Origin of the sequence: Paenibacillus sp. FSL K6-4396 (assembly GCF_038002525.1) — a bacterium.
Classification (GTDB): domain Bacteria; phylum Bacillota; class Bacilli; order Paenibacillales; family Paenibacillaceae; genus Paenibacillus; species Paenibacillus amylolyticus_B.
Window position 1 is genome coordinate 3898711 of the sequence record NZ_JBBOCR010000001.1, and the last position, 25907, is coordinate 3924617.

Annotated in this window: 26 protein-coding genes; 9 read left to right on the plus strand and 17 right to left on the minus strand. The window is 46.4% G+C overall.

The features are described from left to right. Positions 1–94 precede the first annotated feature (94 nt). The 7 genes from MHB85_RS16810 to MHB85_RS16840 form a co-directional block, all read right to left on the minus strand. Positions 95–856 carry an SDR family NAD(P)-dependent oxidoreductase gene (locus MHB85_RS16810; protein WP_210108371.1) on the minus strand — a complete coding sequence of 254 codons (762 nt, stop codon included), beginning with the start codon at positions 854–856 and terminating at the stop codon, positions 95–97. Positions 857–1009: 153 nt separating this feature from the next. Next, positions 1010–1315, minus strand: a complete 306-nt coding sequence (locus tag MHB85_RS16815) for a Dabb family protein (protein ID WP_076317704.1) — start codon at positions 1313–1315, stop codon at positions 1010–1012. 438 nt (positions 1316–1753) lie between these two features. Beyond that, entirely contained in the window at positions 1754–2005 is a 252-nt protein-coding gene (locus tag MHB85_RS16820; RefSeq protein ID WP_062834756.1) for a type B 50S ribosomal protein L31, read from the minus strand. A 144-nt stretch (positions 2006–2149) separates the two neighbouring features. Then, entirely contained in the window at positions 2150–2398 is a 249-nt protein-coding gene (locus MHB85_RS16825) for an HPr family phosphocarrier protein (RefSeq protein ID WP_017688214.1), read from the minus strand. 187 nt (positions 2399–2585) lie between these two features. After that, positions 2586–3653 (minus strand): NAD(P)-dependent alcohol dehydrogenase, encoded by a 1068-nt coding sequence (locus tag MHB85_RS16830; RefSeq protein ID WP_341073284.1) that lies wholly within the window; start codon positions 3651–3653, stop codon positions 2586–2588. An 81-nt stretch (positions 3654–3734) separates the two neighbouring features. Further along, positions 3735–5876 carry an alpha-glucuronidase family glycosyl hydrolase gene (locus tag MHB85_RS16835; RefSeq protein ID WP_341073285.1) on the minus strand — a complete coding sequence of 714 codons (2142 nt, stop codon included), beginning with the start codon at positions 5874–5876 and terminating at the stop codon, positions 3735–3737. After that, positions 5873–8062: a glycoside hydrolase family 52 protein gene (locus tag MHB85_RS16840; protein WP_341073288.1), complete on the minus strand. Its 2190-nt coding sequence runs from the start codon at positions 8060–8062 to the stop codon at positions 5873–5875. The genes MHB85_RS16835 and MHB85_RS16840 overlap by 4 nt, the downstream gene beginning before the upstream one ends. A gap of 221 nt (positions 8063–8283) precedes the next feature. Between MHB85_RS16840 and MHB85_RS16845 the strand changes: the two genes are divergently transcribed. Beyond that, positions 8284–9195 (plus strand): AraC family transcriptional regulator, encoded by a 912-nt coding sequence (locus MHB85_RS16845; protein WP_105599034.1) that lies wholly within the window; start codon positions 8284–8286, stop codon positions 9193–9195. A 34-nt stretch (positions 9196–9229) separates the two neighbouring features. Here the strand turns inward: MHB85_RS16845 and MHB85_RS16850 are convergent, their stop codons facing one another. Together MHB85_RS16850 and MHB85_RS16855 are read right to left on the minus strand one after the other, a co-directional pair. Continuing rightward, positions 9230–10633 (minus strand): aldehyde dehydrogenase, encoded by a 1404-nt coding sequence (locus tag MHB85_RS16850; RefSeq protein ID WP_091019444.1) that lies wholly within the window; start codon positions 10631–10633, stop codon positions 9230–9232. 93 nt (positions 10634–10726) lie between these two features. Beyond that, a complete protein-coding gene (locus MHB85_RS16855) occupies positions 10727–11029 on the minus strand; it encodes an ArsR/SmtB family transcription factor (protein WP_076331658.1) in 303 nt (100 codons plus the stop codon). A 273-nt stretch (positions 11030–11302) separates the two neighbouring features. Here MHB85_RS16855 and MHB85_RS16860 point away from each other — a divergent pair, with 273 nt between their 5' ends. The 5 genes from MHB85_RS16860 (at position 11303) to MHB85_RS16880 (ending at position 15418) form a co-directional block, all read left to right on the plus strand. Then, positions 11303–11977: a GntR family transcriptional regulator gene (locus tag MHB85_RS16860; RefSeq protein ID WP_091019605.1), complete on the plus strand. Its 675-nt coding sequence runs from the start codon at positions 11303–11305 to the stop codon at positions 11975–11977. A 41-nt stretch (positions 11978–12018) separates the two neighbouring features. After that, positions 12019–13086, plus strand: coding sequence for a mannonate dehydratase (gene uxuA / locus MHB85_RS16865; protein WP_017688206.1), 1068 nt, complete (start codon positions 12019–12021; stop codon positions 13084–13086). Further along, entirely contained in the window at positions 13083–13946 is an 864-nt protein-coding gene (locus tag MHB85_RS16870) for an SDR family oxidoreductase (RefSeq protein WP_192131206.1), read from the plus strand. Before uxuA ends, MHB85_RS16870 begins: the two co-directional genes overlap by 4 nt. A gap of 348 nt (positions 13947–14294) precedes the next feature. After that, positions 14295–15020: a DUF421 domain-containing protein gene (locus tag MHB85_RS16875; RefSeq protein WP_076318141.1), complete on the plus strand. Its 726-nt coding sequence runs from the start codon at positions 14295–14297 to the stop codon at positions 15018–15020. A 26-nt stretch (positions 15021–15046) separates the two neighbouring features. Further along, the gene (locus tag MHB85_RS16880; protein WP_192131204.1) at positions 15047–15418 is read left to right on the plus strand and encodes a DUF4363 family protein; all 372 of its coding nucleotides are present in this window, start codon (positions 15047–15049) and stop codon (positions 15416–15418) included. A gap of 114 nt (positions 15419–15532) precedes the next feature. On the opposite strand, the gene MHB85_RS16885 is transcribed toward MHB85_RS16880, so the two are convergent. From MHB85_RS16885 to rpmG, 6 genes are all read right to left on the minus strand, one after another. Next, positions 15533–16234: a M50 family metallopeptidase gene (locus MHB85_RS16885; protein WP_105599038.1), complete on the minus strand. Its 702-nt coding sequence runs from the start codon at positions 16232–16234 to the stop codon at positions 15533–15535. A gap of 48 nt (positions 16235–16282) precedes the next feature. Further along, the gene (locus tag MHB85_RS16890; RefSeq protein WP_341073289.1) at positions 16283–16759 is read right to left on the minus strand and encodes a hypothetical protein; all 477 of its coding nucleotides are present in this window, start codon (positions 16757–16759) and stop codon (positions 16283–16285) included. Between the two features lie 165 nt (positions 16760–16924). Beyond that, on the minus strand, positions 16925–17956 hold the full coding sequence (locus MHB85_RS16895) for a metal ABC transporter substrate-binding protein (RefSeq protein WP_192131202.1): 1032 nt from the start codon (positions 17954–17956) through the stop codon (positions 16925–16927). Continuing rightward, on the minus strand, positions 17943–18836 hold the full coding sequence (locus MHB85_RS16900; protein ID WP_192131200.1) for a metal ABC transporter permease: 894 nt from the start codon (positions 18834–18836) through the stop codon (positions 17943–17945). The genes MHB85_RS16895 and MHB85_RS16900 overlap by 14 nt, the downstream gene beginning before the upstream one ends. After that, complete coding sequence (locus MHB85_RS16905) at positions 18782–19489, minus strand: metal ABC transporter ATP-binding protein (protein WP_105599041.1); 708 nt, start codon at positions 19487–19489, stop codon at positions 18782–18784. Before MHB85_RS16905 ends, MHB85_RS16900 begins: the two co-directional genes overlap by 55 nt. A 50-nt stretch (positions 19490–19539) precedes the next feature. After that, on the minus strand, positions 19540–19689 hold the full coding sequence (rpmG, locus tag MHB85_RS16910; protein WP_036613813.1) for a 50S ribosomal protein L33: 150 nt from the start codon (positions 19687–19689) through the stop codon (positions 19540–19542). Between the two features lie 169 nt (positions 19690–19858). On the opposite strand from rpmG, the gene MHB85_RS16915 reads away from it, so the two are divergent. Beyond that, complete coding sequence (locus MHB85_RS16915) at positions 19859–20716, plus strand: stalk domain-containing protein (RefSeq protein WP_036673729.1); 858 nt, start codon at positions 19859–19861, stop codon at positions 20714–20716. A 69-nt stretch (positions 20717–20785) separates the two neighbouring features. Here the strand turns inward: MHB85_RS16915 and MHB85_RS16920 are convergent, their stop codons facing one another. Next, complete coding sequence (locus tag MHB85_RS16920) at positions 20786–21985, minus strand: GTP-binding protein (protein ID WP_192131198.1); 1200 nt, start codon at positions 21983–21985, stop codon at positions 20786–20788. 223 nt (positions 21986–22208) lie between these two features. Here MHB85_RS16920 and MHB85_RS16925 point away from each other — a divergent pair, with 223 nt between their 5' ends. Further along, entirely contained in the window at positions 22209–23249 is a 1041-nt protein-coding gene (locus MHB85_RS16925) for a permease (protein ID WP_105599043.1), read from the plus strand. Between the two features lie 82 nt (positions 23250–23331). Then, positions 23332–24321, plus strand: a complete 990-nt coding sequence (locus MHB85_RS16930) for a TIGR03943 family putative permease subunit (protein ID WP_341073290.1) — start codon at positions 23332–23334, stop codon at positions 24319–24321. Between the two features lie 117 nt (positions 24322–24438). Here MHB85_RS16930 and MHB85_RS16935 read toward each other — a convergent pair whose 3' ends face one another. After that, entirely contained in the window at positions 24439–25740 is a 1302-nt protein-coding gene (locus MHB85_RS16935) for a pyrimidine-nucleoside phosphorylase (RefSeq protein ID WP_036613808.1), read from the minus strand. Between the last annotated feature and the right edge of the window lie 167 nt (positions 25741–25907).

The following is a 25907-nucleotide window of genomic DNA, read 5'->3' on the forward strand; positions in this document are numbered from 1 at the left end:
AATGCAAAAAAATCCGCTTGTCGAATGACAAACGGATTACGGTTAAACTAGGTTTATTGTTATTTCAAGTGAATTCCCAAATCCAAATCAGACACTAGATAGCAGGCATCACATTGCCACCACTTACCGGGATATAGGCACCCGTGATAAATGAGGACAGATCCGAAGCGAGAAAAGCTACCGCATTGGCGATTTCCTGATCTTCACCCCTGCGCTTCAGTGGCACGGTTCGAGTATAAGACTCATCATGTCCAGGCTCACTGGAGCGGTCACGTTCGCTAATTGTCCATCCAGGTGCTACCTGGTTCACGGTAATCTGATACTCGCCAACCTCCTTGGCCAGCACGCGATATACGCCATCCATTCCACGTTTACCAGCGGTGTAGGCCGATTGGTGAGCGAAGTTTTGCATCGCACATTCGGTATTAATGCCAATGAACCGCCCGGCTTTGACGTTTTGCATATGTGGTATGAAAGCTTTGGCAAGATACACACTCTGCATGACACAGGATTCAAACTGGCTCAAGTAATCTTCAGGAGACTGTTCCAACACCGTTGTCCATTCATATTGAATGACCGCATTGGCAACAACGATATCCACACCGCCGAGGACAGGCTGAATTTCATCACGCATCCGAAATGCCGTATCCTGCTTGGTAATATCCCCCTGTACAATTACAGCCTTACGACCGAGTGCTTCAATCTCACCTTGAAGCTCCCGAGCCTTGGTATCATTATTTATGTAATGTAGAGCCAGATTGGCGCCACAGGCTGCCAACGTGCGGGCGATGACTCTCCCCAGTTGTCCGGTTGCGCCTGTAACCAGAGCCGTTTTTCCTGAGAGATCCAATTGCATAACAGCGAAAACCTCCTTAAATTTCATTCGATTCGAAAACGATTTCGAAAATAAGGTATTTTTGTTCATTAATTACGCATTATTCAGAGATATATACAGCATTGTTCAATGCTGTATATGGTAATTCAACTTTTTTCCTCTATGTGGAGACTATTAATTATGATGTTGAATAAGATCAATTTCCTGGAAGCGACTGACTTCCTTTTCCCAACGCTCTTCTACATATTGACGGTGAACCGGGTGATTGTTGTATGCATCATACGCAGCCTGATCCGCAAAGACCATCGAGAAGCTGTAGTCAAACTCATTCTTCTCACTTACCTGTTTCAGAACCTGAAATTGCTCTACGCCAGGAATGACAGCCAGTGCATCCGAACTTTCCTTCAAAAAGGCTTCGGCCTCTGGTGTATCTTTACCCGCGTAAAGTGTAAACGTTACCATATGTGTGATGCTGCTCATCTCTATTTCCTCCTCCAATATGTTCGTACTCGTTTCCTAGTGTACATCCGAATGTGTTGTAAGCGCAATAATTGGTTGAATTAATTTTTAATCAGATGGTTATCTCTATATAAATTGAACTAAAGAATATTTACACTGGTCACTTCGATGACAGAACAACCTTCCGATCGCTGTTATCCCCAGATTTTTTTGATTCCTTCTATAAAAGGGGTAAATCCGGGGATAGCTTATGCTTCCGATGTAGCTTTCTTGCAGAAAGCTTGTAGGCGAACGCTACGCTTCTTCAGGTTCTTTCTGTCCTCTCCGTTTTGTGTAAATGTTTAGTTCAATTTATATAGTTACAAATATTAATTAAAAATCACAAGGTTTTACCCTGAATATGTACACAAAAAAACCTCAGGACAAATCCCGAGGTTTTTTTGTAATGTATGGACAAACTTATTTGTTGATGTTGTATTTACGGTTAAATTTATCAACACGGCCACCGATATCCACGTTTCTTTGTTTACCAGTGAAGAACGGGTGGGATGCGGAACTAGTGTCCACACGGATTACTGGGTAAGAGTTACCGTCTTCCCATTCCATAGTTTCGTTAGAGAACTTCGTGGAAGAACTCAGGAATTTGAAATCAGCACTTGCATCGTAAAAAATTACGAGTTGTGTCTTTGGATGGATGTCAACTTTTGGCATAATCTATTTACACTCCTTTAATATGGGTACTTCTTTAGAATCAAACTACATTTTATTATACTCTTTTTTCGGACAAAGTACCAGCAGGATTTGAGGAATAGCTAAAAAAATTATGATATCTGTGATTTTACACCTAATCAGGTGTCACGCCGTCCCTTTCTCCAGTACATTCAACATGTACTCCAAAGCCTCCAGTTCATCCCTGCCTCTTGTCTGTAATCTGACAACACTACCATATCGAATGGGTAGTAACGCCATTCCAAGCAGGCTTTTGACATCTACACGATGCTCATGCTCAGACTCCATATACGACAAAATAATATCCGAGGAAAAACGCGACGCTTGAGAAGATACCGACATCAGATCATCCCGATGAAAATCAGCGTGTATCATAAATTCATGTACTCTCACAACCTTCAGTTCCTTTCGCTAAGTACTTATTCACCAATATGGTGTGTATCCATTTATATATTAAAATCTTCATGAATTATACCATGTTATGGGAGCTTGACCCATACTTTTTTGCAAAAAAAAACAAAAAAAAAAGAGTCCTATACCGCAGGACTCTTCCAGGTTGTTCTTACATACCGTTCGGATATACCATGACCTTCAGACTGCCGCTTTTATTGTGTAATGCGCGCTCCATCGCTTGCTGTGTCTCTTCAAGTGGATAACGAACTGTAATCAGGGACATCACGTCATGCTGGCCGGAGCTCAGGAACTCAATTCCTGCCGGATACGTATTGGCATAACGGAATATGCCATAGATATCAACTTCATTGTCCGCAATAAATGGAACATTGAGTGCGATCTCGTCCTGTGCAGGCAGGCCCACAATCGCAAGTTTCCCTCCACGTCGAAGTGAATACAGAGCAGATTGTAGCGCCTTTGGATTCCCCGCTGTTTCCCATGCGGTATCCACACCCACACCACCTGTTAACTCGCGAATCACAACCAGCGCATCTTCATTCCGCACATTAATGGTATGCATGGCACCCATGCGGCGAGCTGCTTCCAGCCTAACATCCTCCAGATCCGTTACTATGATCTTCTCTACACCGTAAGATTTGGCAGCAGCCACGGCCATGAGTCCAACGGGACCCATGCCCATAATCGCCAGGGTTGTACCCGGAGCCAGTTTGCTGCGGCGTGCAGCGTGAATACCAACGGAGAATGGCTCGTTCATAGCTGCTTCCTCATAAGACAGATGATCCGGGATCGGGAATACCATATCTTCACGCATCACCATGTATTGTACAAATGCCCCATCCACCGGAGGGGTCGCCAGAAATTGTACATCCGGACACAGGTTGTAGCGACCTTCCTTGCATGCCATGCAACGTCCGCAAGTCACTCCAGGCTCAATAGCAACCCGATCCCCTGATTTCAGACGTGATACGTTCGAGCCAACTGCAGCAATGATCCCCGCACACTCATGTCCCAAAATGATCGGTTTCTCCACCACAAATCTGCCAATGCGTCCATGTTCAAAATAATGCACATCCGAGCCACACACCCCGACAGCCATCACCTGGATTAACACCTCATCCGCTGCCGGTTGCGGGACGGGTTGTTCCTCAATAATAATGTGCCCTGGCTCTGTCATGACAGCGGCCTTCATCGTCTCGGGCAGTTGATGTTGTCCCATACGGTTCTCCTCCTCATGTATGTCCATGCTGTCTATTGTACATCAAAGATAACAAGGTATCTTCTTTCTTCACATCACCAATCAATAGATTGTTCTGCCTTGTTCATCCGCAATGCCGCTCTTGCGATAAAAGTACGTATTGATCATGTCCCGCCATTCCTTCGCATGTTCGGCCTGGTTGTCCTGTAATGAAGCAACTTTACTGAAAATGACCGGGTCGATTTTGCCCTCCAGCCCTCTCCATGTCTCGGCTAACGCCTCCGCCTGCGCAACACCTTCAAAGTGTGTATCATAAATATGCTGAATGACCGTTTTACCCGAATGCAGAACATGGGTGTACGGCACGTGATGGAAAAATAAGATCAACTCATCCGGACAGGTGTCTACGGACTCATAACGATCAGCATTCTCAGGGTGATACTGTGAGGTATATCCTGTACCGCTGTTCACGGTTCGATCTACACCAATGCCATGACAATCGGCAAAGTGATACGTTCCCCATTTGGAATACTCATACCCATCTACATTCGGCCCGTAATGATGTTCCGGATTAACCATCCAACCCACACCGAGAGGCGCAGTGTAATTTTCATAGATATCTAGTGAAGTCAAAAGCATGCCCGTAACTTGCCGCACAACTTCGTCTTCATGTCCAAATGTGAGTCTCACCCACTCATCGGCAATTTCTTCCGCGGACAGCTCCGGATTCCACGCAAGTCTTCCGTATCCATACAGATTCGCCTGCGCGAGGGGATGTCCTGTCCAACAGGCATCTGCACCAATATTGGATACTGCGGCGAAGCCGCTGTGAGGTCGTTTATACAGAGAACCATCCGCAATGCGTTTGATCTCTGAACCTTCGCCTTTGGCGTATGTGTCAAAGTCCAATACTTCTTTCCACTGGGGAACCAGATAACAGAGATGACGTTGTTGCCCGGTATACTCCTGTGTGATCTGAAATTCAATCACCTGATTCGTATTTTCCATGGCTCCGAACAGCGGGGATACCGCCTCCCTCACCTGAAAGTCCATCGGCCCGTTTTTGATCTGCAAAATGACATTTTCGGCAAAACGCCCATCCAGCGGCGTAAAGTGGTCATAGGCTGCACGTGCACGGTCAGTGGAACGGTCCCGCCAGTCCTGCTTGCAGTTATAGACGAAGCAACGCCAGATGACCAATCCACCGAAAGGCCGAAGGGCTTCAGCCAGCATGTTCGCACCATCGGCATGATCACGGTTATACGTGAACGGTCCCGGACGATTCTCGGAGTCTGCCTTGATCAGGTAACCGCCAAAATCCGGAATCGCTGCGTACACCTTGGCCGTTTGCATGTTCCACCATTCCCGTACCTGCGCATCCAGCGGATCAGCCGTACGTAATCCACCAATCTCAATTGGACTCGCGTAGTTGGCGCTCAGGAACAATCGAATACCATACGCTCTGAATTCAGCGGCAACCTTCGCCACATCACTAAGATAACGTTCCGTCAAAAACAAGCTCTCACGGCGGTGTACATTGACATTATTGATCGATATGGCATTAATGCCTGTCGAAGCGAGCAAACGTGCGTAGTCCCTGATGCGGTCCAAGTCCAGTGTGAATTCCCCGTTATCATAGAAAATGGAGTCTCCTGCGTAACCACGTTCAATGCTGCCGTCCACGTTATCCCACTGATTGATCATCCGTAGCGCATTGGTAGGCTGCTCTGTAATGAAACTCCATTTACTCACAGCGACATCCGCCTCACTTGCACTTCCTTGATCCATTGTCAGTTCCCGAAGCAGATGGAATGCACCATACAATACACCTTGGGGAGTCTCTGAACCAATGACCAGCACACCCTCGCTCTCACGAATGATGTACCCTTCTCCTTGAACAGCAGAACGCTCTGTCTCACTGAACGACGCAGCCACCGAATCGCTCCCTGTCCAAGTACCGATTCGTATGGCGGGATCGGAATCGTGATTGTGCCGCTCACTTTGCTGAGCATCAGACAGCTGACTGACTGTCGGTTTCACGCCATACAGCTTCTCCAGTCCCCGTGTAAGTTCGGTCAGCGCTGTTGTGATTACTCCATGCTTCTCTTCCGCCAGTATCCGCTTGCTCCACGGAGGAGCATTCTTACGGGCAATTCCATTCGCTTTTGGCAATTCGGAGTGATACCCCAGCCATGCATCATACTGTGGACCTGACAAAGCAGATTGAACGATAGATTGGTTCATTGTACCGCCTCCTTGATAGCATAGATCTGTGCAAGGCGATTCCCTTTTCCTTCGAGTAGCCATAGAATCGACGTTACACCACGCGGATAGTACTTGCTGCCAACTGCTACACCAGACAGGATCTGGTCACTCCAGCACCAGTAGGATTCCTCCGGATGCAGCAGCCAGTTGACATGAGCGGCGTCTGCTGCCTTGCCTGTCTCATTCCATTCCACACCCAGCAGCTCTCTAGCGATAAACTGGGACAGATAGATTTTGCTCAGCCACGAGTTATTGCTTGTTGAGGACAGTTTCCAGCCACCATCTTCGAACAGACATGTTCCCGGTACAAGAACCGTCTTCAGATGAGTTTGGAGTGCTTTCAGATAAGGTCCAAAACGACCATTGACATCCAATGCTGCTTCACAGCCTGTAAAGTAAGGGAATACAAGACCTTCAATCGCCGGAATGATTCTGGAATCATTATTTTCTGCAATAACAGCCGGAATGTAGCCGCCATCCGTCAACTGTACAGCAATACTGGCTGCGCAGCGATCCGCCTGAAGCCCTGCTTGATGTGACAGACCCGCCAACTTCTCCGTTGCGAACAGCTTCTCCAATGCAACATAGACCGCCCAACATTTACCCGCCAGATAGATATTATTGCGAGACTGACCCAGTGACACATCCAGGCTGTCGTAAGTTGTAATTTCTGCTCCACCTTGGGTACGGCTGCTATCGAGACCCATCAGACCGTTACGCTGCTCCGCGTTAGGATGGTCACGATTAAGCATACTTTCGAAGCAATCCTGGATAACAGGAAGCATGTTTTTCACAAATGCTTGATCCTGTGTCTGTTCAATGTATACGGTCGCGCAGCAGAGCCAGTTCACCAGTTCCTCGTGGCTCATCTGTGAAAAGCAGTCGTCAATGCCAACCAGTTCATATGCCGAGTGTCCCGGGCGTGAGAACACATTGGCAACACCAATATCATGGGTAAAGGTAATTCCGCCCGGATATAACTTCTCTTCCCCCGGGAAACGAACCTGATCCGTATAACTGTATCGTTTCACAAACCACTCCAGCTCATTACGCACCGTCCATGGATTTAAGGCAAGCTCGAAGTACAACTGATCAGCCGTTAGATCAAGTGTGTTCATCATCCGATACTCCCCTTCGTTCACCACCCATAGTGGCTCACCATCGGCATCCAGCAGTTGGGTACTGGCATAATAGCTGTGAATGGAATGAGCAAGCATGAATGATTGATCTTCGGTCAAAGCAGCCGATCCGAGGCGCTGTTCAACCTCTCCACAGGATGCGGTCAACTCACTGAAGCGTTGGAGTGCATACTCTCCTGCTGCCTGAATATCGGAAAAGTACCGCGTATACCAATACGTTGTGTCCATTCCGGTCGTCACAATGCCCCCGCGATAGAAACATACGGCGAATTGATACGTACGTTTCTCTCCAGCCGGTACCTCCATCAGTAGTGCAGCGGTTGAGCCAAGTCCAAATGCCAGATTATCCCGATGTTTCTCCTGCAAGAGCTTCTCCAGCGTGAATCCGCGTGCTGGCCACAGTCCGTCATCTGCTGACATAATCGCTGTAAGTCGACCTTGTCCCACACCTGTGATGGAGCCACCTTCCGGTCCCCCAATCAGACGCATCGCAGAGTACGGATCATTGCCCTGATAGCCAAAGTAGGCTTTGCGTGCTTGTTGACCTTCCGTATTGTCAATCGTCATCTCAACCAATACGGCAGGTACGAGTGCATCCATTAATTCTTCACGATCCCCATTCGTTGGATCAGGTACTGGACGTACAGGCGAGTAGATACGGAACGTCAGATCTCCAGCAGTCCACGTATCCGTACCTGAGGTAAATTCACGTGTAATATCTTCATCGCGAAAAGCCGTAACAAGAGGTTGTGGAACTTTGGTCCCGTTTGTCGACGCCGGGTCCCCATTCTCCAACTTTTCTACATCATAGCGGCTGCTCTCATCCTCGGAAGCTTCATAAAAAGGAAGCGCCTGATAATTGTCGCCATCGCGAGATTGTAATCCAATATATACATTCTGGTCAGCCGGCTTGCCGAGTTCAAGACCCAGCCCGCCTTTGGCTCCTTTATAACCCAGTGTAAAACTCGCAAAAGCACCAATCGGTGCGTGATGTGCATTATAAAAGATGGATTTCGATGTGCTCACGAATCATAACCCCTCTCAAAATCGTTTGCATACGTTTTCATTAGCCCCATCCTAACACGTGGTTCCACCTCAGACCATGATCAAATCAATCGGATATTTACCCAAATCAAGCTGATAGACTATAATGGATTAAAGCGGTTACAAAAAAATCATTCCATTTGAGATAAGTGCGTAATCAAAATCGCACATTTTTGAACAACCTCTATAAAGGGGGATCTTCCATGTCTTCAACGTATTTACCTCCTGCTTTGGGAGAAAGTGTCCATGAAGTTTTTTATCCAGATGTGCAAACAACCGTCAATCTGTTCGCCATTCATTTACGGAGTGTTGGTACGGACTGGGATTATCCGGCGCATGAGCACCCTCAATATGAACTGAATTATGTTACCGAAGGCGAGCAACGCATGATGGTGAACGGTACCCTTTATATTCAAAAGGCTGGCGAACTGCTCCTGATTCCACCGGGAAGCATTCATTCCAGTCAGAGCCATAACGGCAAGGGATTCACGTATTTTTGTATGCACTTTGATATTGATGATCAGTTGTTCCTATCGTTGTTGGCACGCATCAAACAAGTACGATTCAGCGCGGATAGTCCGGTTACACAGCAGATTGAGCCAGTTTTACGCAAATTGATGTCATCTGCGGATGATGAAACAACAAATACGATGGTGCAGCGTATGCAGCTGCAATCCGCAGTATTCGAACTATTTGGCCATCTGTGGGAGGCGGTCTCGCAAGAGGCAGCGCAATGGTTTACCGACGGACATGAAAAGATCGAACTCGCCCACCAGATTCGTAATCGATTGCAAGGCCTGATGAGTCAGCAATTCAAACAGGGACATGAATCGAATGGTCACTATGGCATTGATGATATTGCAGCAGAGCTGGGCATCAGTTCTTCTCACTGTAATCGCGTGTTCAAGCAGGTGTTCGGTCAGTCTCCACGTGCTGTATTGTCCCAATTGGTTTTGCATGAAGCGAAGCTTCTTCTGGGCAATCCGCAGCTGTCCGTTCAGAATATTGCCGTCATGCTTGGTTATAAGGATATTGCCCATTTCAGTCGTCAATTCAAGCGCTGGTCCGGCATGTCACCATCCCGTTACCGACAGGAACAGCCTGCTCTGGAATGAAGTCCAGTAGCAGGCTGTTTGTCTTTCTTATTTTTTATTTCAACAAACGCTTAATCAACTTCAGCTTGTTATCATACGGTGGATATAGAATTGGCAGATTCAATTTGGTGCTTTTTTTCAGTACACTTTTCAGATGGGAGAAGGTTTCGAAGCTGTACTGCCCATGATACGAGCCAACACCAGAATGACCAACACCGCCAAACGGCAGACGTGGATTCGCTACATGTGTGATGGTATCGTTAATGCAGCCGCCTCCAAAAGAAACTTCGCGCAGCACTTTGTCCTGAACCCGGGTGTCGGAAGTAAACAGATACAAAGCGAGTGGTTTCGGCCGCTTTACGATTTCTACAATCGCTTCATCGAGGTTACGGTAGCTAATGATCGGCAGAATCGGTCCAAAAATCTCATCTTCCATCGTCGCTGCATCCCAAGACTCCGCATCAATCAGTGTAGGTTCAATAAAACGATCTTCCTCATCCGAAGCTCCCCCATATATCACTTTGGCCTGATCCCGCTCAATCAAATTCGTCAGACGTTTAAAATGTCCCTTGTTCACGATTCGCCCATAGTCCTTGTTGTGCTGGATATCCGAACCAAAGAAAGACACGATTGCTGCCTTCATCTCCGTAATTAACGGTTCCTTCACGCGCTCATGCACAAGTAAATAATCGGGTGCGATACAGGTCTGTCCTGTATTGAGCAGTTTGCCCCATATAATGCGCTCGGCCGCTACTTTGATATCCGCCTGTTCATCAACGATGACCGGACTTTTGCCTCCCAGTTCTAACGTAACAGGAACGAGATTTTTGGCAGCTGCCTCCATCACAATCTTGCCTACCGGTACACTGCCTGTAAAAAAGATATAGTCGAATGGCGCGTTAATCAGCGCTGTCGTTGTATCTTTTGCACCATCAAGCACTTGTACGTATGAGGGTTCGAACACGCTCGCAATCATCTCACGTACAACAGCGGACACCGCAGGTGTATTCTCTGACGCTTTGAGTACGGCTGTGTTGCCTGCCGCAATAGCACCTACCAATGGTTCGATTAAGAGTTGAAATGGATAATTAAACGGTCCGATGATCAGAACCGCCCCGTAGGGTTCGGGTATGATATAACTTTTCGAACCCAGGAGTGCCATTTGCGTTTTCACTTTAACGGGTTTCACCCATTTATTCACTTTACGAATGGTGTGTGTGATGCTATCCATCATAAATCCGATCTCGGTTGTGTAGGATTCGAACTCACTTTTGCCCAAATCCTGATAGAGAGCTTCTGTCAGTCTGGATTCGTACTTTTGAATGGCCTGCTTCAGTTGGGTCAGACGGGCAATTCGAGCTTCTGCCGATCTTGTGGCCCCGGAACGAAAGAACTGTCGTTGCTGCTCCAAAATCTGTTCAACTTCATGACTGGTTACTTCCTGTATCGTCGTTGTCATAATATATACATACTCCTCTGTTTATTATGGATTAAATGTTTAAACATACGAACCTATAAAGCACATGCAAAAGCATGTTTTGTCACGATTAATCTACAGACACTCTTCTTCCAAAGCAGCTACCAGTTCCTTCAACAGTTCCACCGATGCATTCAATGAAGCCGAATAATAACGCTGTGTGCCCTTCTGTTCCACAGATATAAGCCCCTTCTCTAACAACAGCTTGAGATGATGAGATATAGCTGGCCGGGATAGGCTGGATTGTTCGGTAATTTCATTCACGGTCATTCTGCCCTTCTCGGTGAGTGTCAGCAAAATGGCTTGACGATGGTTGTCACTTAACACCTGAAATAACGGAATACAGGTTTGAAAAACACTAATTGCTTTTTGTCCCATGGTTTCACCTCTATACTATTTCTTCTTCATTATTTCTACGTATATTTTCTCTGTTTGATGTCTGTTCGTTTAAACATTCGAACCTTATAAACTGAATTCTACTCTCCATTACCTTGAACTGCAAGTGAATCATCAACTAAATTTAATATAATGCCGATAAAGCGCTTCCATACTACCATACAAGTATGGTAGTATGTCAATGAAGGAGTTGAAGTTGTGGAATATACCCCAAAGTTATCATCCAAAGCCGGTTTGTTGCCTGTTGCGAGTAGTATGTCTTCCATGAATAAGCAATCTTACTCAACGCGAGATGTCGTATACTTCACGCTGAAACAACTCATTTTGAGTCTGAAAATGCCTCCGGGAACAGCTATTTCTGAGAAGGAAATTTCGCTGGAGTTCCAAGTCAGCCGGACACCTGTTCGAGAAAGTTTTGTAAGACTTGCACAGGAAGGTCTGCTGGAAGTGTATCCACAGCGTGGCACATACGTCTCTCTGATTCAGGTCGATCTCGTTGAGGAAGCACGATTCATGCGTGAACAGCTCGAACGAGCCGTAATCAGGCTCGCCTGCGAGAACTTTCCGAACGAACAGATGATGGCACTTGAACAGAACCTTGCGTGGCAACAGGAATGCAGGGTCAAACCGGATGATGAACGAATGTTCCAATTGGATGAGGAATTCCATAGCACTCTTTTTGCAGGCTGCAATAAAAGCAACACCTGGACTGTTATCCAGCAGATGAATGTACATTTGAATCGAAGTCGCATGTTACGCCTGTCCTCGGACCACCAGTGGGATCACCTGATTGAACAGCACCGGTCTATGGTCAAGGCCATTCAGCAGCATGATGCCGACACAGCAGAGCGACTGATGCAGGAACACTTGCATTTAACTGTCACCGATTTGGCTGTCCTGCAGGATACATATCCGTCCTATTTTCAATGACTGAATTTTTTCTTCCTACTATTCATGATGAGGTGAACGTGATGAGAATGGTTTTTCGCTGGTTCGGCGAAGGCAATGATACGGTAACGCTGGATCATATCCGGCAGATTCCGGGTGTTGAAGGTATTGTGTGGGCACTGCACGATGTTCCTGCTGGCGAGGAATGGCCAATGGACAAAATACTCGCTGTCAAAACAGCAGCGGACAAGGCCGGGTTACATCTGGATGTCGTTGAGAGTGTGAACATCCATGAGGATATCAAGTTGGGCCTGCCATCAAGGGATAAATACATTGCCAACTATATTAAAACAATGGAGAAACTGGCTCAAGTTGGTGTGAAGGTCATCTGTTACAACTTTATGCCGATCTTCGACTGGCTTCGCACGGATATGCACAAGGAAATGGAGGATGGCTCAACTGCCCTCTTCTATGAGCACAGTAAACTCGCAGATATAGAACCTCTAGAACTCGTTCGACGCATTACGGAAAACTCCGCACTCACCATGCCAGGCTGGGAACCGGAACGATTGCAGTATTTAACAGGTCTGTTCGAAGCCTACAAGGATGTAACTGAGGATCATATGTGGGAGCACGCACGTTATTTCCTGCAAGAGATTATGCCTACAGCCGAACGGCTGGGGATTCGAATGGCCATCCACCCGGATGACCCGCCATGGCCAATTTTTGGATTACCAAAGATTATTACAAGTCAGGAGAATGTTCGGAAATATTTGAATCTTTATGATAGCCCTTACAACAGCGTGACACTATGCAGTGGCTCTTTGGGAGCGAATGCTGATAATGACATTATCGGGATGATACACGAGTTCAAGGATCGGATTCCATTTGCCCACATTCGTAATGTCAAAATCTACGAAAACGGCGACTTTATCGAAACCTCACATCGCAGTCAGGATGGCAGTGTTGATATTGCGGGGGTTGTTGAGGCTTATCACGATATCGGTTATGAAGGTTATGCAAGACCCGACCACGGTCGTCATCTCTGGGGAGAACAGTGCCGACCTGGTTATGGACTGTATGACCGGGCTTTGGGGATCATGTATCTCTGGGGCGTCTGGGATTCCCTGCAAAGGAGGGCAAAAGCATGAGTGAACACCAATATGAACGCTCATCTCGTCTCAATGGCAGAACGGCTGTAATCACTGGAGGTGCCGGAGTGCTATGCCGCTCCATGGCGGAAGAACTCGCTCGGCACGGTGCAAGTGTAGCCATCTTGAACCGTACTGTGTCCAAGGGGCAGGAAGTAGTAGCTGCAATTGAAGCTGCCGGTGGCAGAGCGATTGCTATTGCCTGTGACGTAACCCAGGCCGATAGTGTGCAAGCGGCGGCAGATACTGTGTTGGAACAGCTTGGGCCATGCGACATTCTGATCAATGGCGCGGGTGGCAATAACGCCAGTGCCAACACTACAAATGAAATTTTCAGATTGGAAGATCTGGAAAAGAGCGATGTCACTACATTTTTCGATGTAAGTGTAGAGGGGTTTCGTCAGGTGATGGATCTGAATTTTGTCGGTTCCCTCATCCCTACTCAGATCTTTGCAAGACATATGATAGAGCGCGATGTTCCTGCCACTGTCATTAACATTTCTTCCATGAGTGCCCCATCGCCCATGACGAAAGTTCCTGCATATAGCGCTGCGAAGGCAGCCATTAACAACTTCACGCAGTGGCTCGCCGTTCATCTCGCCGAATCCGGAATTCGTGTCAATGCTATTGCACCCGGGTTTTTCCTGACTGAGCAAAACCGTAATCTATTACTACAACCAGACGGCTCACCAACAGAACGTTCCAGTAAAATTATTGCTCATACACCCATGCGCCGCTTTGGCAAACCGGAAGACCTGCTTGGCACATTGATGTGGCTTGCGGATGAAAGACAGTCCGGCTTTGTCACTGGTACAGTCATCCCGGTAGATGGCGGATTTATGGCGTATTCTGGTGTATAACGATTTATTACACTGACACTCCGATGAAAGAACAACCTTCCCATCGCTGTTATCCCCAGATTTTATCGATTCACTTTTCAGAAGTAGAAATCCGGGGATAAAGGCGAGCGCTTCGCTTTTTCAGGTTTCTTCTTTCCTCTCCGTTACGTGTAAATGAATCAGTTCAACTAATATAGGTAGTAATTGAAACCGAAGCCTGGGATACTTACCCAGGTTTCGGTTTTTTGCGTTCAAGCATAAGATCCTCCAGCATAGGAAAAGCTTGTTATAATACGTGTTCAAAAGCAAACATTTTAAACAACTTCTTAATACAGCTACGGTGAAAGAAAGGAAGGTGATACATATATGATGGAAGAAACTTGGGTTGTTGCCGTACGGTCTATTATTGCCTTTCTGACTCTGATCATCTATACAAGGGTGCTAGGCAAGCAGCAGATGGGTAACTTGACGTATTTTGATTACATTAACGGCATCACAATCGGTTCCATTGCGGGGACTTTTGCAACCGATCTTTCCTCCAAGGCGTGGATTCATTTTGTGGCCTTGACCATTTTCACAATCATTACGATCATCTTTCAGTACATTACACTGAAGAATCGCACCATCTCCAAACTAATGGACTCTGATCCTACATTGATCATCCAGAACGGTAAAATTCTCGAACAGAACCTGAGTAAAATGCGAGTCAAATTTGACGAATTGACCATGATGCTGCGGCAAAAGGATGTATTTGATATTACAACGCTGGATTATGCGATTCTGGAACCGGATGGCAGCCTTTCGGTTGTATTGAAACCTGAGAATCAACCGGTAACCGCAAAAGACATGCATATGCACCCGCCCAAAAGCAAGCTGATGACCGAGATTATTATTGATGGCCTGCTGATTAAGCAAAATCTGGAGGAAAGAAACAAAGATACTAACTGGCTCAGTGAGCAGCTGAAAAAGCAAAACATCACGATACAGGATATCGCTTTTGCAGCCATATTACCCAATGACAAATTGTATGTTGACCTGTTCAAGGATAAAATCACCGAAAAAATCGATATGGGCGATTATGAGGGACCTTTCTAAACTTTTTACATCAAGGAGGCGGTTGAATGAAAACGCGTTTCTGGCTGTTATATGTGCTTCCGATCTTCCTCATTCTTGTGTTCGTTGCAATTATGGCTAGCGGAGCCTTTCTCAAAAAGCCCTTTGGCAACGATGATCGCTTGCTTGAATCTATACAAACATTAGAGAAACAGGTTGAGGGTAAAAAATGGACTGAAGCCAAGTCTCAAGTCGATTACGCAATGCAGGCCTGGGAAAAAATCGTCGACCGCATTCAGTTCAGTGTGGAGCGTGAAACAATATATGATATTCTGGGCACCCTTGCTCGGATCAAGGGCGGCGTTGCGGCAGAGGATGATAAGGCGATTATGGAAGAGATTTATTACTTTTATGTGTTATGGGATAATCTCGGAGATTAGGTTCGATATTTTTAATATCAGACTTTAATATCAGATGTAAGTCCATAAACAAAAGGCACTATCCTTTTATGAAGAAAGGAAGTGCCTTCTTTGCTTTTATATAACTTATATCCGTTACGCTCTTCGTAATCCCCGAGACCGTGACGGTCGCGAAGTACCTTCTTTGCGGAAAAAGAGACCGAGTGCTCCCTTGGCACACCATAGTGCAAACAAAGCAAACAACGTTCCCCAGAATAACGCCGGAAGGAATGTCTGCTGAGCGAGGTTCGCTGCATCCCCTGCCCGTGAAGGCTGAGTCCATGACATGAATCCAACGTATACAGCACTCACGACCGACTCTTCCAGCGTAAGAAACGCCAGTATCAGATAATAGAATTTGACGATCTTGGCGCCAAAAATCATCATGACAACGTTCAGTACGATGAACCCGGTCAGCCATAACATGCCGAACTCCCCTCTTACATATAACAAGAGTGACACCAGAGCGACAGCCGTCATAATACCGAGTCCCCACATGTGCAAGCCTTTGCGGTATAAGTAAAACAACAGCAAGGCGAACAGTGATGCACTGATATATCCCGCCAGAGAAACCAGGATCGATCTGCCTGGCGTCAGCATGGAAGAGTAAGTTACACCACTATGATCAGCGTATAATTCAATGCGCAGCACTTTACCGGACAATACTAGTGTCATTAGTGCATGACCGAATTCGTGAATCATCGTATCCAGGTTACGGAACAAGGACGAAAATGGGATGAATCGTGTAAGAAAGACGGAGCCTAGTAGAAAAAGTATCGTTTTGACCCACTTATTCAATCGTGCCATACCTCCTTTACCTTCAAATAAACAAGCCTATCCCTTATACTACGCTTTTTCACTCGATTCGTTTCGGCTTCCAAACTGTAGGGCACAGTGCTCCATCCACCAGCAGAAGCTCCTATTGTGTCCAATGAAAAAAGAAGACAGATCATAGCGGCCCTTTTCGGCCTCTAGCGTAACGAGCAGTCGATTCCGCATCCGACGTAGAGCATAGTGTACGAATTGATCTGCAACCTCACTTTGTATCAGGGTAACATAAGCATAAAGGGAATGATCGACAGGTTCATCAAGCGGACTCACCCCTGCACATGAAAATTCCGTCCTCACGCCCGCACTCTGAAGTATGGACAATGCCTTCACGAGTTCGGCATCAACTTCAACACCGTTCCAAATCTCTATTTTCTTCGCGGATACTGTATGTTTGTCACGTTCCGTCCAGTGCATCAGCTCCAGCTTCCGCCGTCTCCACAGATGGGCAGGCTGTTCACTTAACAGCACTTCATGTTCCTCATTTAAATTCATGCAATGCGTCCTCCTGTTCTCCTCGATCCGGTCACCTTATTCAACAAAGAGAGAGCACATCCCTGTGCTCTCTGCTTTGCAAAAAGGCAAAGGAATGGCGATCCATTCCTCAGCATGTTGTATTATTGTACCTTTTTCGGTGAGAGGCATCAAATCGATCTTTTATTATTCGTTCAGCGCCAGTTTTAGAGCCTCCAAATTTTGTCTCATCACGCTGATGTAGTCCATTCCCGCCGCTATCTCCTCCTCGGTAAGTCCCTCAATCGGGTTCAATACAGCCGTTTTGGCTCCCACTTCACTCGCGATCGTCTCAGACACTTTGGATGAAACTAGTGTTTCGAAGAAAATGGTCTTCACCTGATGCTCTTTTGCAAAATCAATGACAGATGCCATCTGCGCTGCTGAAGGTTCTTGCTCAGGAGACAACCCTGCGATGGGCACCTGTTGCAATCCATATTCCTTGGCAAGGTAGCCAAATGCAGCGTGTTGTGTGATGAAATCCTTGCGTTTGTTATCCGTCACAGCCGCCTTGAAGTCCTGATCCAGTGACTCCAGTTGAGCAATGTAAGCATCTGCATTCTGCTTGAACTGTTCAGCGTGTTCCGGGGCAGCCTGCGCCAGTCCTGCTTCAATATTGCGCACTTCTTTTACAGCCAATGCAGGTGACAGCCATACGTGAGGATCAAATCCACCGTGATCGTGCCCATGTCCTTCTTCTGCCTCGGCGTCATGATCGTGGTCATGTTCTGTTGCCTCTGAATCTTCATGATGGTGATCATGCTCTCCACCTTCAAGCAGGTTGATGCCCTTGCTTGCTTCCACCTGAATGAGCGAAGCGTTGCTTAGACTTCCGGTGACCTGATCCATCCATGATTCCATACCCGCACCGTTGTATACAAGCACATCCGCTTTTTCAATGCTGGCAATATCTTGTGGTGTGGGCTCCCAATCATGAGGCTCCATTCCTGCTGGAACGAGGGTATGCACCTCTGCCAGATCACCTGCCACATTTTTGGTGAACTCGTACATCGGGTAGAAGCTGACCTGCACGTTTAATTTTGCGGTTTCCGTCTCGACTGGAACGGAAGTGCCTGTCGAAGCTGTATTTGCATCAGAAGCGGATTTTTGTCCGCAGCCTGCGACGATAAGTGTAAGACTAAACAACAATCCGAGCGTAGCTTTTTTACTGAATTTCATGTGATGTATTCCTCCTAGAATGGTTGACCAGAATGACGTGCTGTGATTTCGTTTGTTTACGGTGACGCTTGCGGTTATATCGTGCAATCAGCTTTTGCGCTGATATTCCAGTCAATAGGATGACCAACAGGATGAGTGCAATTGTTCCTCCCGGTGGTGTATTTAGATGGTAAGATGTTGTGAGCCCGCTAAAAATACCGATTAATCCTGTAATTACCGCGACAATAATCGCTGCTGTAAAACTGCGAGACACTCTCAGTGCCAAGGCAGCAGGTAATACAATGAGAGCAGACACCAGCAACACACCGACAATCGGCATCGCTGAAGCTACAGTCATTCCTGTCAGAATGGCAAATGCAAACGATAAACCTCTCACCTGAACGCCTCCAATGGAAGCTGTCTCTTCATCAAACGTAAAGCTATACAACGGTCTCCGGAGCAGGATGAAAAAAAGTAAACCTATGACACATACTCCTGCCATCATCCACAATTGTATATCGCTAACCGCGACAATAGATCCAAATAAGTATGAGCTGAAGGTCTTGGACAAATTGGTTTTGAGACTCATTAGTACCACAGCAAGAGCCAGCCCTGAAGTCATGATGATCGCCACAGGTACCTCGCTGTAGGTTCGGTAACTTCGCCGAAGTTGTTCAACCAGTAATGCACCAATAATTGCAATCGCGAATCCGCAGATCACCGGGTTAAGATTCATGACCGAACCGAGCGCAACCCCTGCGAGTGAGACATGGGATAACGTGTCTGCCATAAGGACCTGCCGCCTGAGCATCAGATATACCCCGAGAATTGGAGCGATGACTCCAATCAGTCCACCTGCCCAGAAGGCACGTTGCATGAATTCGTATTCAAACACTGCCATTCCTCACTTTCTTGCCGCTCCAAAGTAATCGTTCGATCCAATCGATCTCCCATCTCTTCCAGTCCGTGAGTAACCATAATAATCGTTAACCCATGAACATCAGCATAGTGGCGCATCAGATTGTAAAACCCTTCACGGCTGTGGCGGTCCATTCCCGTTGTTGGCTCATCCAGTACCAGAACCTGCGGTTGCCCAGCCATAGCTCTTGCAATACAGATCCGTTGCTTTTGTCCACCGGACAGCTCACCGACACGTGTATTCCGATATTCCCACATGCCAACTTCCCGCAGACTGCGTTCAACGATGGCATCCTGCTCTGCTGTGAAGCTGCGGAATAGTCCCAGCCTGGTGTAACATCCTGACCGAACAAGTTCAATCACCGTACTGGGAAATCCACTATTGAACGATGCAACCTGCTGGGGCACGTAACCGATATTGAACTTGTTCCCACGTTTCAACTGCGGATTCATATGTATCGTGCCGCTCCAGGGCTTCAATAGCCCTAGCAGCAGCTTTAACAGGGTCGTTTTGGCAGAACCATTGGGACCTGTGATGCCTATGAACTCTCCCACATGGATATCCAGCGACAGTTGATCAATGACCGGCTCTTTGCCATATCCAAATACAACATCACGCATGGATGATAGAATCATGCCAATCCCTCTTTTCGTAAATATTACGATTTAAAAACAACAAAAAAATTTTATCTGGTTTCCCGGTGGATCGTCATTTTCTTCAAACGTGGGGAGTATTTCTTCATCTCAAGTCTCTCCGGATGGTTCCGTTTGTTCTTGGTTGTTGTGTAGTTGCGGTCCCCGCACTCGGTGCAAGCTAAGGTTACAATGACTCTCATGGTTGTTGCCTCCTCTTATTTAATCGTAATTATTACTATTTAATGATAGTAGCCTATGCCTTTTCTTTTGTCAACTCCATATCTGCGAAAGTAAAATTTTGTATGCACATTATAATTACATATGATATACTGCTTTGGTATCATTATACTTTACCTACGGAGGAACTAGATGAAGATCAAAAAATCAACTTTTATTGGGTCATTGGTAGCATGCAGTTTGGCTTTCGGTGCCCTCGGTGTAGCAGCTTCAAACGGAATTCAAGATATTGAAGCAGCACTCGACAGCAACATTAGCTTTAAAGTAAACGGTTTGTCTTGGACACCCAAGAATGAAGCCGGAGACAAACTGAATGCACTGGTATATGACGGTGATGTTTACCTGCCTGTAAGTACCACAGCAGAAGCGCTGGGAGCCAACGTATCTCTGAATGTTAGCAACAAAGTTGTAAGTATCACTAATTCAGGTAGCGGTAAGTCAAGCAGTTCGAGTAGTAATAACAGCAGTACAGGTACCAAAGGTTCTGAAGATTCAAGTAAACCAAGTAGTTCAAGTAACTCAAGCACTTCTGGCTCAATCAAGATGACTGGAACTGACGCTCAGATGATAGTCAAATTGCAAAAAGAATCTTTAACATTGATCAAAATGTATGGTAAAGCACTTAAAACAGGAAGCACTAGTGAATTTGATAAATACATAGATGCTAAAGTTATTGAAAATCCCGAGATCGACATTTTTGATCTGGGTAAGCAATCCCAGAAAGATAAATTTAAGACTACAGTCAAAGGTATCATTGCAGCAAATGATAAAAAAACGCTGACTAAATATGCTGATCAGTTGATTAATGTGAAATCAGCTGATTTTAAAGTGATTGCAATGAATGACAAAACCAAAACAAGACACAGTTACAAAGCCATTTATTATCCACAAGGATGGACAGGTTCCTATGGAGTGTACCTTACCTTTGTGTTTAGTCCGCAAAAAAGTGGCAACGGTGATTTTTATCTTGGCGATTTGTACTTTAGCTAAAGTCCTTAATACATTATAATCATTGATCTTCAGGGGCATTATTGCACTTGAAGATCTTTTCTTTTCACTTCAACTCCACGCTGGAAAAGGATCTTTCAGTTCACGCCAGTTCATCCCCATTTCCTCCTCCGTAAGAAGAGTCTCATCCAATGTACGTTCAATCTCTACCCGATCCATATCAATGCCGATAAATACTAATTTGGTTACACGGTCACTCCACTCATCATCCCAGTCTGGTATGCTTGGCAGCGTGTCGCCAAAATGAAGTTGCCTTTCCTCCTCACTCATCGCACCTACCCATATTCCTGCGGGCGCAAGCTGCTTTGATGTGCCTGCATGACTGAAAGAGATCGCCATATGGTTCCTTGTTGCCAGCCACATCAGGCCTTTGGATCGCACGATATTATCTGGCCATTTCGCAATCCAACGCAGCAATCGTTCCGGGTGGAATGGACGTTTACGATGATAGACAAATGAATGAATTCCATATTCTTCAGTCTCCGGGGTATGTTCCTCTTTCATTAATTCGCGGATCCAACCCGCGGACTGGCTTGCTTTTTCAAAATCAAAACGTCCCGTATTCATTATCTCTCTCGGATCAATCTGCCCATGTGTTGTTCGAATGAGCTTGGCTTCCGGTTGCATGGCATGTAGTGCCTTCACAAGCTTCGAAAGTTCTTTCTCCGAAACCAAATCACATTTGTTCAGAATCAGCACATCACAGAATTCCACCTGATCCGTCAGCAGATGAACGATTCCGCGAACATCGTCCTCCCCCGCTTGCTGTGCACGATCCTTCAATGTCTCTTTGGAATAAAAGTCACGCCAGAACTGAGCAGCATCGACTACCGTAACCATCGTGTCGAGTCGGGTGAATTTCGTCAAATCAATGCCAAGTTCCTCGTCGATATACGTAAACGTCTGCGCAACAGGTACCGGCTCACCAATACCCGTCGATTCGATCAATATGTAGTCAAAAGAACCATCAAGCGCCAGCCGCTCAACTTCTTTCAGCAGATCCTCCCGTAAGGTGCAGCAAATGCAACCATTGGACATCTCTACCAGTTTCTCATCAATACGTGATAATCCTCCACCATCTCGTATTAAACCTGCATCGATGTTAACCTCACTGAGATCATTAACGATAACAGCAACCCGCATCCCCTCGCGGTTATGAAGCACATGATTGAGAAGTGTAGTTTTGCCTGCACCCAAATATCCACTAAGTACGGTTACTGGAACCCGCTCTTGAACCTGCTGATCTGACATTTCTGCTTCCTCCACTCTGTTTAAGTTGTAACTTTAATCGTAATTATTACTATTAATGATGATCAATCCGAACTATACCGCAATTTTCTTTAGGTTGTCAACTCTAATATGATGAAGAATCTTGATTAATCGTAAAAATGTTGATTAGAACCTAGGAATGATGTATGTTGCCGCACGTACAAGCATATATTTTAGCAAAGTCCTAGTTGTGGAGGTCTGTTTCATGAAAATGGCAGCCAATCTGAAGCTCCTGTCCTTCCTGGTCCCTTGTGCATTTCTTGTTCCCGTGTTGATCACAATGGCTCCAGACTTGAAGGAAGCATGGAACAGTGAAGCTTTGCAAAATATGAAAACCGTATTCATAGGTATCTTTCTTGAAGCCGCACCATTTCTGCTCATGGGTGTGTTATTGTCCTCGCTCATGCAATGGTTTGTATCCGAAGAAATGGTCCGCAAACTCACGCCCAAGAATCCGATCGGCGGTGTGCTGGTCGCAGGGTTGCTTGGTATTATTTTTCCCATTTGTGAATGTGGCATGATCCCGGTAGTGAGAAGGTTGATGCACAAAGGCATGCCAGCCTATATTGCAGTGACGTTCATTCTGAGTGGTCCCGTAGTCAATCCCATCGTATTTACCGCAACCTTGCTCGCCTTTCCCTCCCATCCTGAGATTACCATTGCCCGCATGGGACTGGCCTTTGCCGTAGCAGCTTCCATAGGCATGCTTGTGTATGTGTTTGTTCGTCGAAATCCCCTTCGGTTGCCAAAAGTCGCAGTGACAGAGGTCAAGACACATCCTGGATTTAAAATGGCTCAACCTCATGCTCATGCACACGCAAATGCTCATGACCACAACCATGTGAAAAACTGGCGCAGCTTCTTCATTCATGCCGGAGATGAATTCGTCGATATGAGCAAATATCTGGTGATCGGTGCCCTGATTACAGCCTGCATCCAGACATTCATTAGCCGCAGCGATCTCATCTCACTTGGCAATGGCCCTATTGCCTCCTATGTGTTCATGATGGGATTTGCATATGTATTGTCTCTCTGCTCCACGTCTGATGCGTTTGTGGCTTCTGCGTTCTCACATACGTTTGCACTTGGGCCGCTGGTATCCTTCCTTGTGCTTGGTCCAATGCTGGATTTCAAAAGCACCCTGATGCTGCTCTCGACCTTCCGTACCCGGTTTGTTATTGGTCTAAGTCTAGCCATTATCACGCTCGTCTTCGCCGGCTCGTGGTTGATTAATCTGCTGGTCTAAAGGTTGAGCAACATACTTCATGACCTAAATAATTAATCTCATGAACTTTCATCCTGACGATTAATAGAAATGAGGTGATGTTATGAACCACACGATCTATACGGTGACCAAACCTCCTGTTCCAAGGTCACACGTCATCCAATGGCATAACCTGATCCGTGCGGTCTGGATCGGCGGTCTTGCGGTATACATTATTCATTTGAATTCAAGTGACTCGCTTCATTATTATTTGGCTCCTACCATGCAAAAACTGCTATTATGCTGCCCTGTTCCCTTAATGTTTATTGCCGTTATCATGGCATGGCATGGACTGTTCAGTAGTAACGAAGTTCATTGCGACTGCGAACATCCACCACCTTCCGGATTCCTACGCAGCTCAATGGTATATGGTCTGATAGCCATACCCTTGTTGCTGGGGTTTCTGTTACCTGATCGGGCTCTCGGCAGCTCTATGGCCAGTCAGAAAGGGATGTCTCTCACCTATGCACCTCCCGAGATTCGTCGAAAAGAGCCTATACCTGAAACAGCAAAATTAAATGTACAAGATCTTGCACAGCAAAAACAGCAACAAACCGCTGTTACATCTACATCGGCCACCAATGTGCAATTTGTACCGCCGGATGAGTATAGCCGCGAATTCGCAGAACTGGCTGAGAAGTTGTATGCAGAACAGGTCATTCGAGTCTATCCTGAAATTTTCTCTGAAACACTCGGTACGATCGACATGTTCCAGCGACAATTTGCAGGCAAAGATATCTCGTTAACCGGGTTCGTTTATCGAGATAAAAGCATGGATCATGAATCACATTTTGCACTGGGACGATTTCTCGTCATGTGCTGCCCCGCGGATGCAGCTCCCTTCGGCGTGATGATTCACATCCCAGAAGCGAATAGCTTCCCTACAGATAGCTGGGTGCAAATCGATGGTAGCATCAGCTCTGCCCAGGTGAACGGTAAGGATACAATTGAGATTCGGGCAACAAAGGTGACACCTGTGGCTGAGCCATCCACGCCTTATATTTATACCAACGCGGACTCGGTGATGGCGTATGAGAAAATAAAGAGCCAGTAGTTGCCGCAATAACTAACAGCATACTTTTCAACGACAAAAAGCCCCAAAGCTATGGATTACATCGCTTTGGGGCTTTCATGTTCAGTCAGACATGAGATTAAATCTCGTCTGCTCTGATTATTCCGTTACGATATCATGAACCAATACAGGAGCATCGGCATGATCTGCAATTGTAATGTTTTCTTTGATCTTCGCGATGACATCTGCTACGTCTTCACGATTGGCATGGATCGTTACGAGGGACTCGCCCGCTTTGACTGGGTCTCCGACTTTTTTGTTCAGCATCAGACCAACCGCGAGATCGATCTCAGACTCTTTTGTTGCACGGCCTGCGCCGAGCAGCATTGCTGCAGTTCCGATCTCGTCAGCTACGATTCCGGCAACATAGCCGTCTTTGTCTGCTGGGACTTCAACCAGATATTGTGCTTGTGGCAAACGATCTGGATGATCCACAACCGAAGCGTCTCCGCCTTGGTTTGCCAAGAAATCTTTGAATTTCTCCAGTGCTTTACCGTTCTGGATCACTTCTTTCAATTTCTCCTCAGCATGCTCCAAGGAATCTGCCTTGCCAGCAAGGAATACCATCTGACGTCCAAGTGCCAGACACAGTTCTTCCAAATCTTTTGGACCTTTACCTTGCAGTGTGAGGATGGCTTCTTTCACTTCAAGCGCGTTACCAATCGCCAGACCCAGTGGTTGGGACATATCGGAGATAACAGCCATCGTTTTACGGCCAACATTGTTACCGATGCTTACCATGGCATGTGCCAATTCTTTAGCATCTTCCGTTGTTTTCATGAATGCACCAGCACCCGTTTTAACATCCAATACGATTGCATCAGCACCTGCTGCAATTTTCTTACTCATGATGGAGCTGGCGATCAGTGGAATGGAGTTAACGGTAGCTGTTACGTCACGCAGTGCATAGAGCTTTTTGTCTGCAGGCGTAAGGTTACCACTTTGTCCGATAACCGCAACCTTATGTTCGTTGACGAGTCGAATGAACTCTTCTTTTTCAAGCTCTACGTGGAAGCCAGCAACGGATTCCAGTTTGTCTGTTGTACCACCCGTGTGACCAAGTCCACGTCCGGACATTTTGGCAACAGGAACATCCAGCGCAGCAACAAGCGGAGCGAGTACCAGTGTTGTTGTATCGCCCACACCGCCTGTGGAGTGCTTGTCTACTTTGATACCTTCGATAGCGGACAGGTCAATCGTTTCACCGGAATTCACCATCGACATAGTAAGATCGGCACGTTCCTTGTCTGTCATATCTTTAAAGAATACCGCCATCGCCCATGCGCTGACTTGATAGTCGGGGATTTCTCCTTGTGTGTATCCTTGAACAACAAAATCAATCTCAGCTGTTGTCAGTTCTTTTCCGTCGCGTTTCTTGGCAATAATATCTACCATTCTCATGATGATCTCTCCTTGTGTGTGTATTGATTGTATAGAACACTTTGTTGTTTGTCCGTTCCGGCTCCGGATCGTTCCTTCGATCGCTGTTGTCTCCAAGTTTTTTTGATTCCATTTGCAATGGAGAAAACTCGGAGACAAAGGCGAACGCTTTGCTTCTTCAGAATCGA

What these genes read in the sequence shown, in the direction of transcription:
- MHB85_RS16810 (WP_210108371.1), bottom strand. Translation starts at nt 856, where the DNA reads ATGCAATTGGATCTCTCAGGAAAAACGGCTCTGGTTACAGGCGCAACC.
- MHB85_RS16815 (WP_076317704.1), bottom strand. Translation starts at nt 1,315, where the DNA reads ATGAGCAGCATCACACATATGGTAACGTTTACACTTTACGCGGGTAAA.
- MHB85_RS16820 (WP_062834756.1), bottom strand. Translation starts at nt 2,005, where the DNA reads ATGCCAAAAGTTGACATCCATCCAAAGACACAACTCGTAATTTTTTAC.
- MHB85_RS16825 (WP_017688214.1), bottom strand. Translation starts at nt 2,398, where the DNA reads ATGATACACGCTGATTTTCATCGGGATGATCTGATGTCGGTATCTTCT.
- MHB85_RS16830 (WP_341073284.1), bottom strand. Translation starts at nt 3,653, where the DNA reads ATGGGACAACATCAACTGCCCGAGACGATGAAGGCCGCTGTCATGACA.
- MHB85_RS16835 (WP_341073285.1), bottom strand. Translation starts at nt 5,876, where the DNA reads ATGAACCAATCTATCGTTCAATCTGCTTTGTCAGGTCCACAGTATGAT.
- MHB85_RS16845 (WP_105599034.1), top strand. Translation starts at nt 8,284, where the DNA reads ATGTCTTCAACGTATTTACCTCCTGCTTTGGGAGAAAGTGTCCATGAA.
- MHB85_RS16850 (WP_091019444.1), bottom strand. Translation starts at nt 10,633, where the DNA reads ATGACAACGACGATACAGGAAGTAACCAGTCATGAAGTTGAACAGATT.
- MHB85_RS16855 (WP_076331658.1), bottom strand. Translation starts at nt 11,029, where the DNA reads ATGGGACAAAAAGCAATTAGTGTTTTTCAAACCTGTATTCCGTTATTT.
- MHB85_RS16860 (WP_091019605.1), top strand. Translation starts at nt 11,303, where the DNA reads ATGTCTTCCATGAATAAGCAATCTTACTCAACGCGAGATGTCGTATAC.
- uxuA (WP_017688206.1), top strand. Translation starts at nt 12,019, where the DNA reads ATGAGAATGGTTTTTCGCTGGTTCGGCGAAGGCAATGATACGGTAACG.
- MHB85_RS16870 (WP_192131206.1), top strand. Translation starts at nt 13,083, where the DNA reads ATGAGTGAACACCAATATGAACGCTCATCTCGTCTCAATGGCAGAACG.
- MHB85_RS16875 (WP_076318141.1), top strand. Translation starts at nt 14,295, where the DNA reads ATGGAAGAAACTTGGGTTGTTGCCGTACGGTCTATTATTGCCTTTCTG.
- MHB85_RS16880 (WP_192131204.1), top strand. Translation starts at nt 15,047, where the DNA reads ATGAAAACGCGTTTCTGGCTGTTATATGTGCTTCCGATCTTCCTCATT.
- MHB85_RS16890 (WP_341073289.1), bottom strand. Translation starts at nt 16,759, where the DNA reads ATGAATTTAAATGAGGAACATGAAGTGCTGTTAAGTGAACAGCCTGCC.
- MHB85_RS16895 (WP_192131202.1), bottom strand. Translation starts at nt 17,956, where the DNA reads ATGAAATTCAGTAAAAAAGCTACGCTCGGATTGTTGTTTAGTCTTACA.
- MHB85_RS16900 (WP_192131200.1), bottom strand. Translation starts at nt 18,836, where the DNA reads ATGGCAGTGTTTGAATACGAATTCATGCAACGTGCCTTCTGGGCAGGT.
- MHB85_RS16905 (WP_105599041.1), bottom strand. Translation starts at nt 19,489, where the DNA reads ATGATTCTATCATCCATGCGTGATGTTGTATTTGGATATGGCAAAGAG.
- rpmG (WP_036613813.1), bottom strand. Translation starts at nt 19,689, where the DNA reads ATGAGAGTCATTGTAACCTTAGCTTGCACCGAGTGCGGGGACCGCAAC.
- MHB85_RS16915 (WP_036673729.1), top strand. Translation starts at nt 19,859, where the DNA reads ATGAAGATCAAAAAATCAACTTTTATTGGGTCATTGGTAGCATGCAGT.
- MHB85_RS16920 (WP_192131198.1), bottom strand. Translation starts at nt 21,985, where the DNA reads ATGTCAGATCAGCAGGTTCAAGAGCGGGTTCCAGTAACCGTACTTAGT.
- MHB85_RS16925 (WP_105599043.1), top strand. Translation starts at nt 22,209, where the DNA reads ATGAAAATGGCAGCCAATCTGAAGCTCCTGTCCTTCCTGGTCCCTTGT.
- MHB85_RS16930 (WP_341073290.1), top strand. Translation starts at nt 23,332, where the DNA reads ATGAACCACACGATCTATACGGTGACCAAACCTCCTGTTCCAAGGTCA.
- MHB85_RS16935 (WP_036613808.1), bottom strand. Translation starts at nt 25,740, where the DNA reads ATGAGAATGGTAGATATTATTGCCAAGAAACGCGACGGAAAAGAACTG.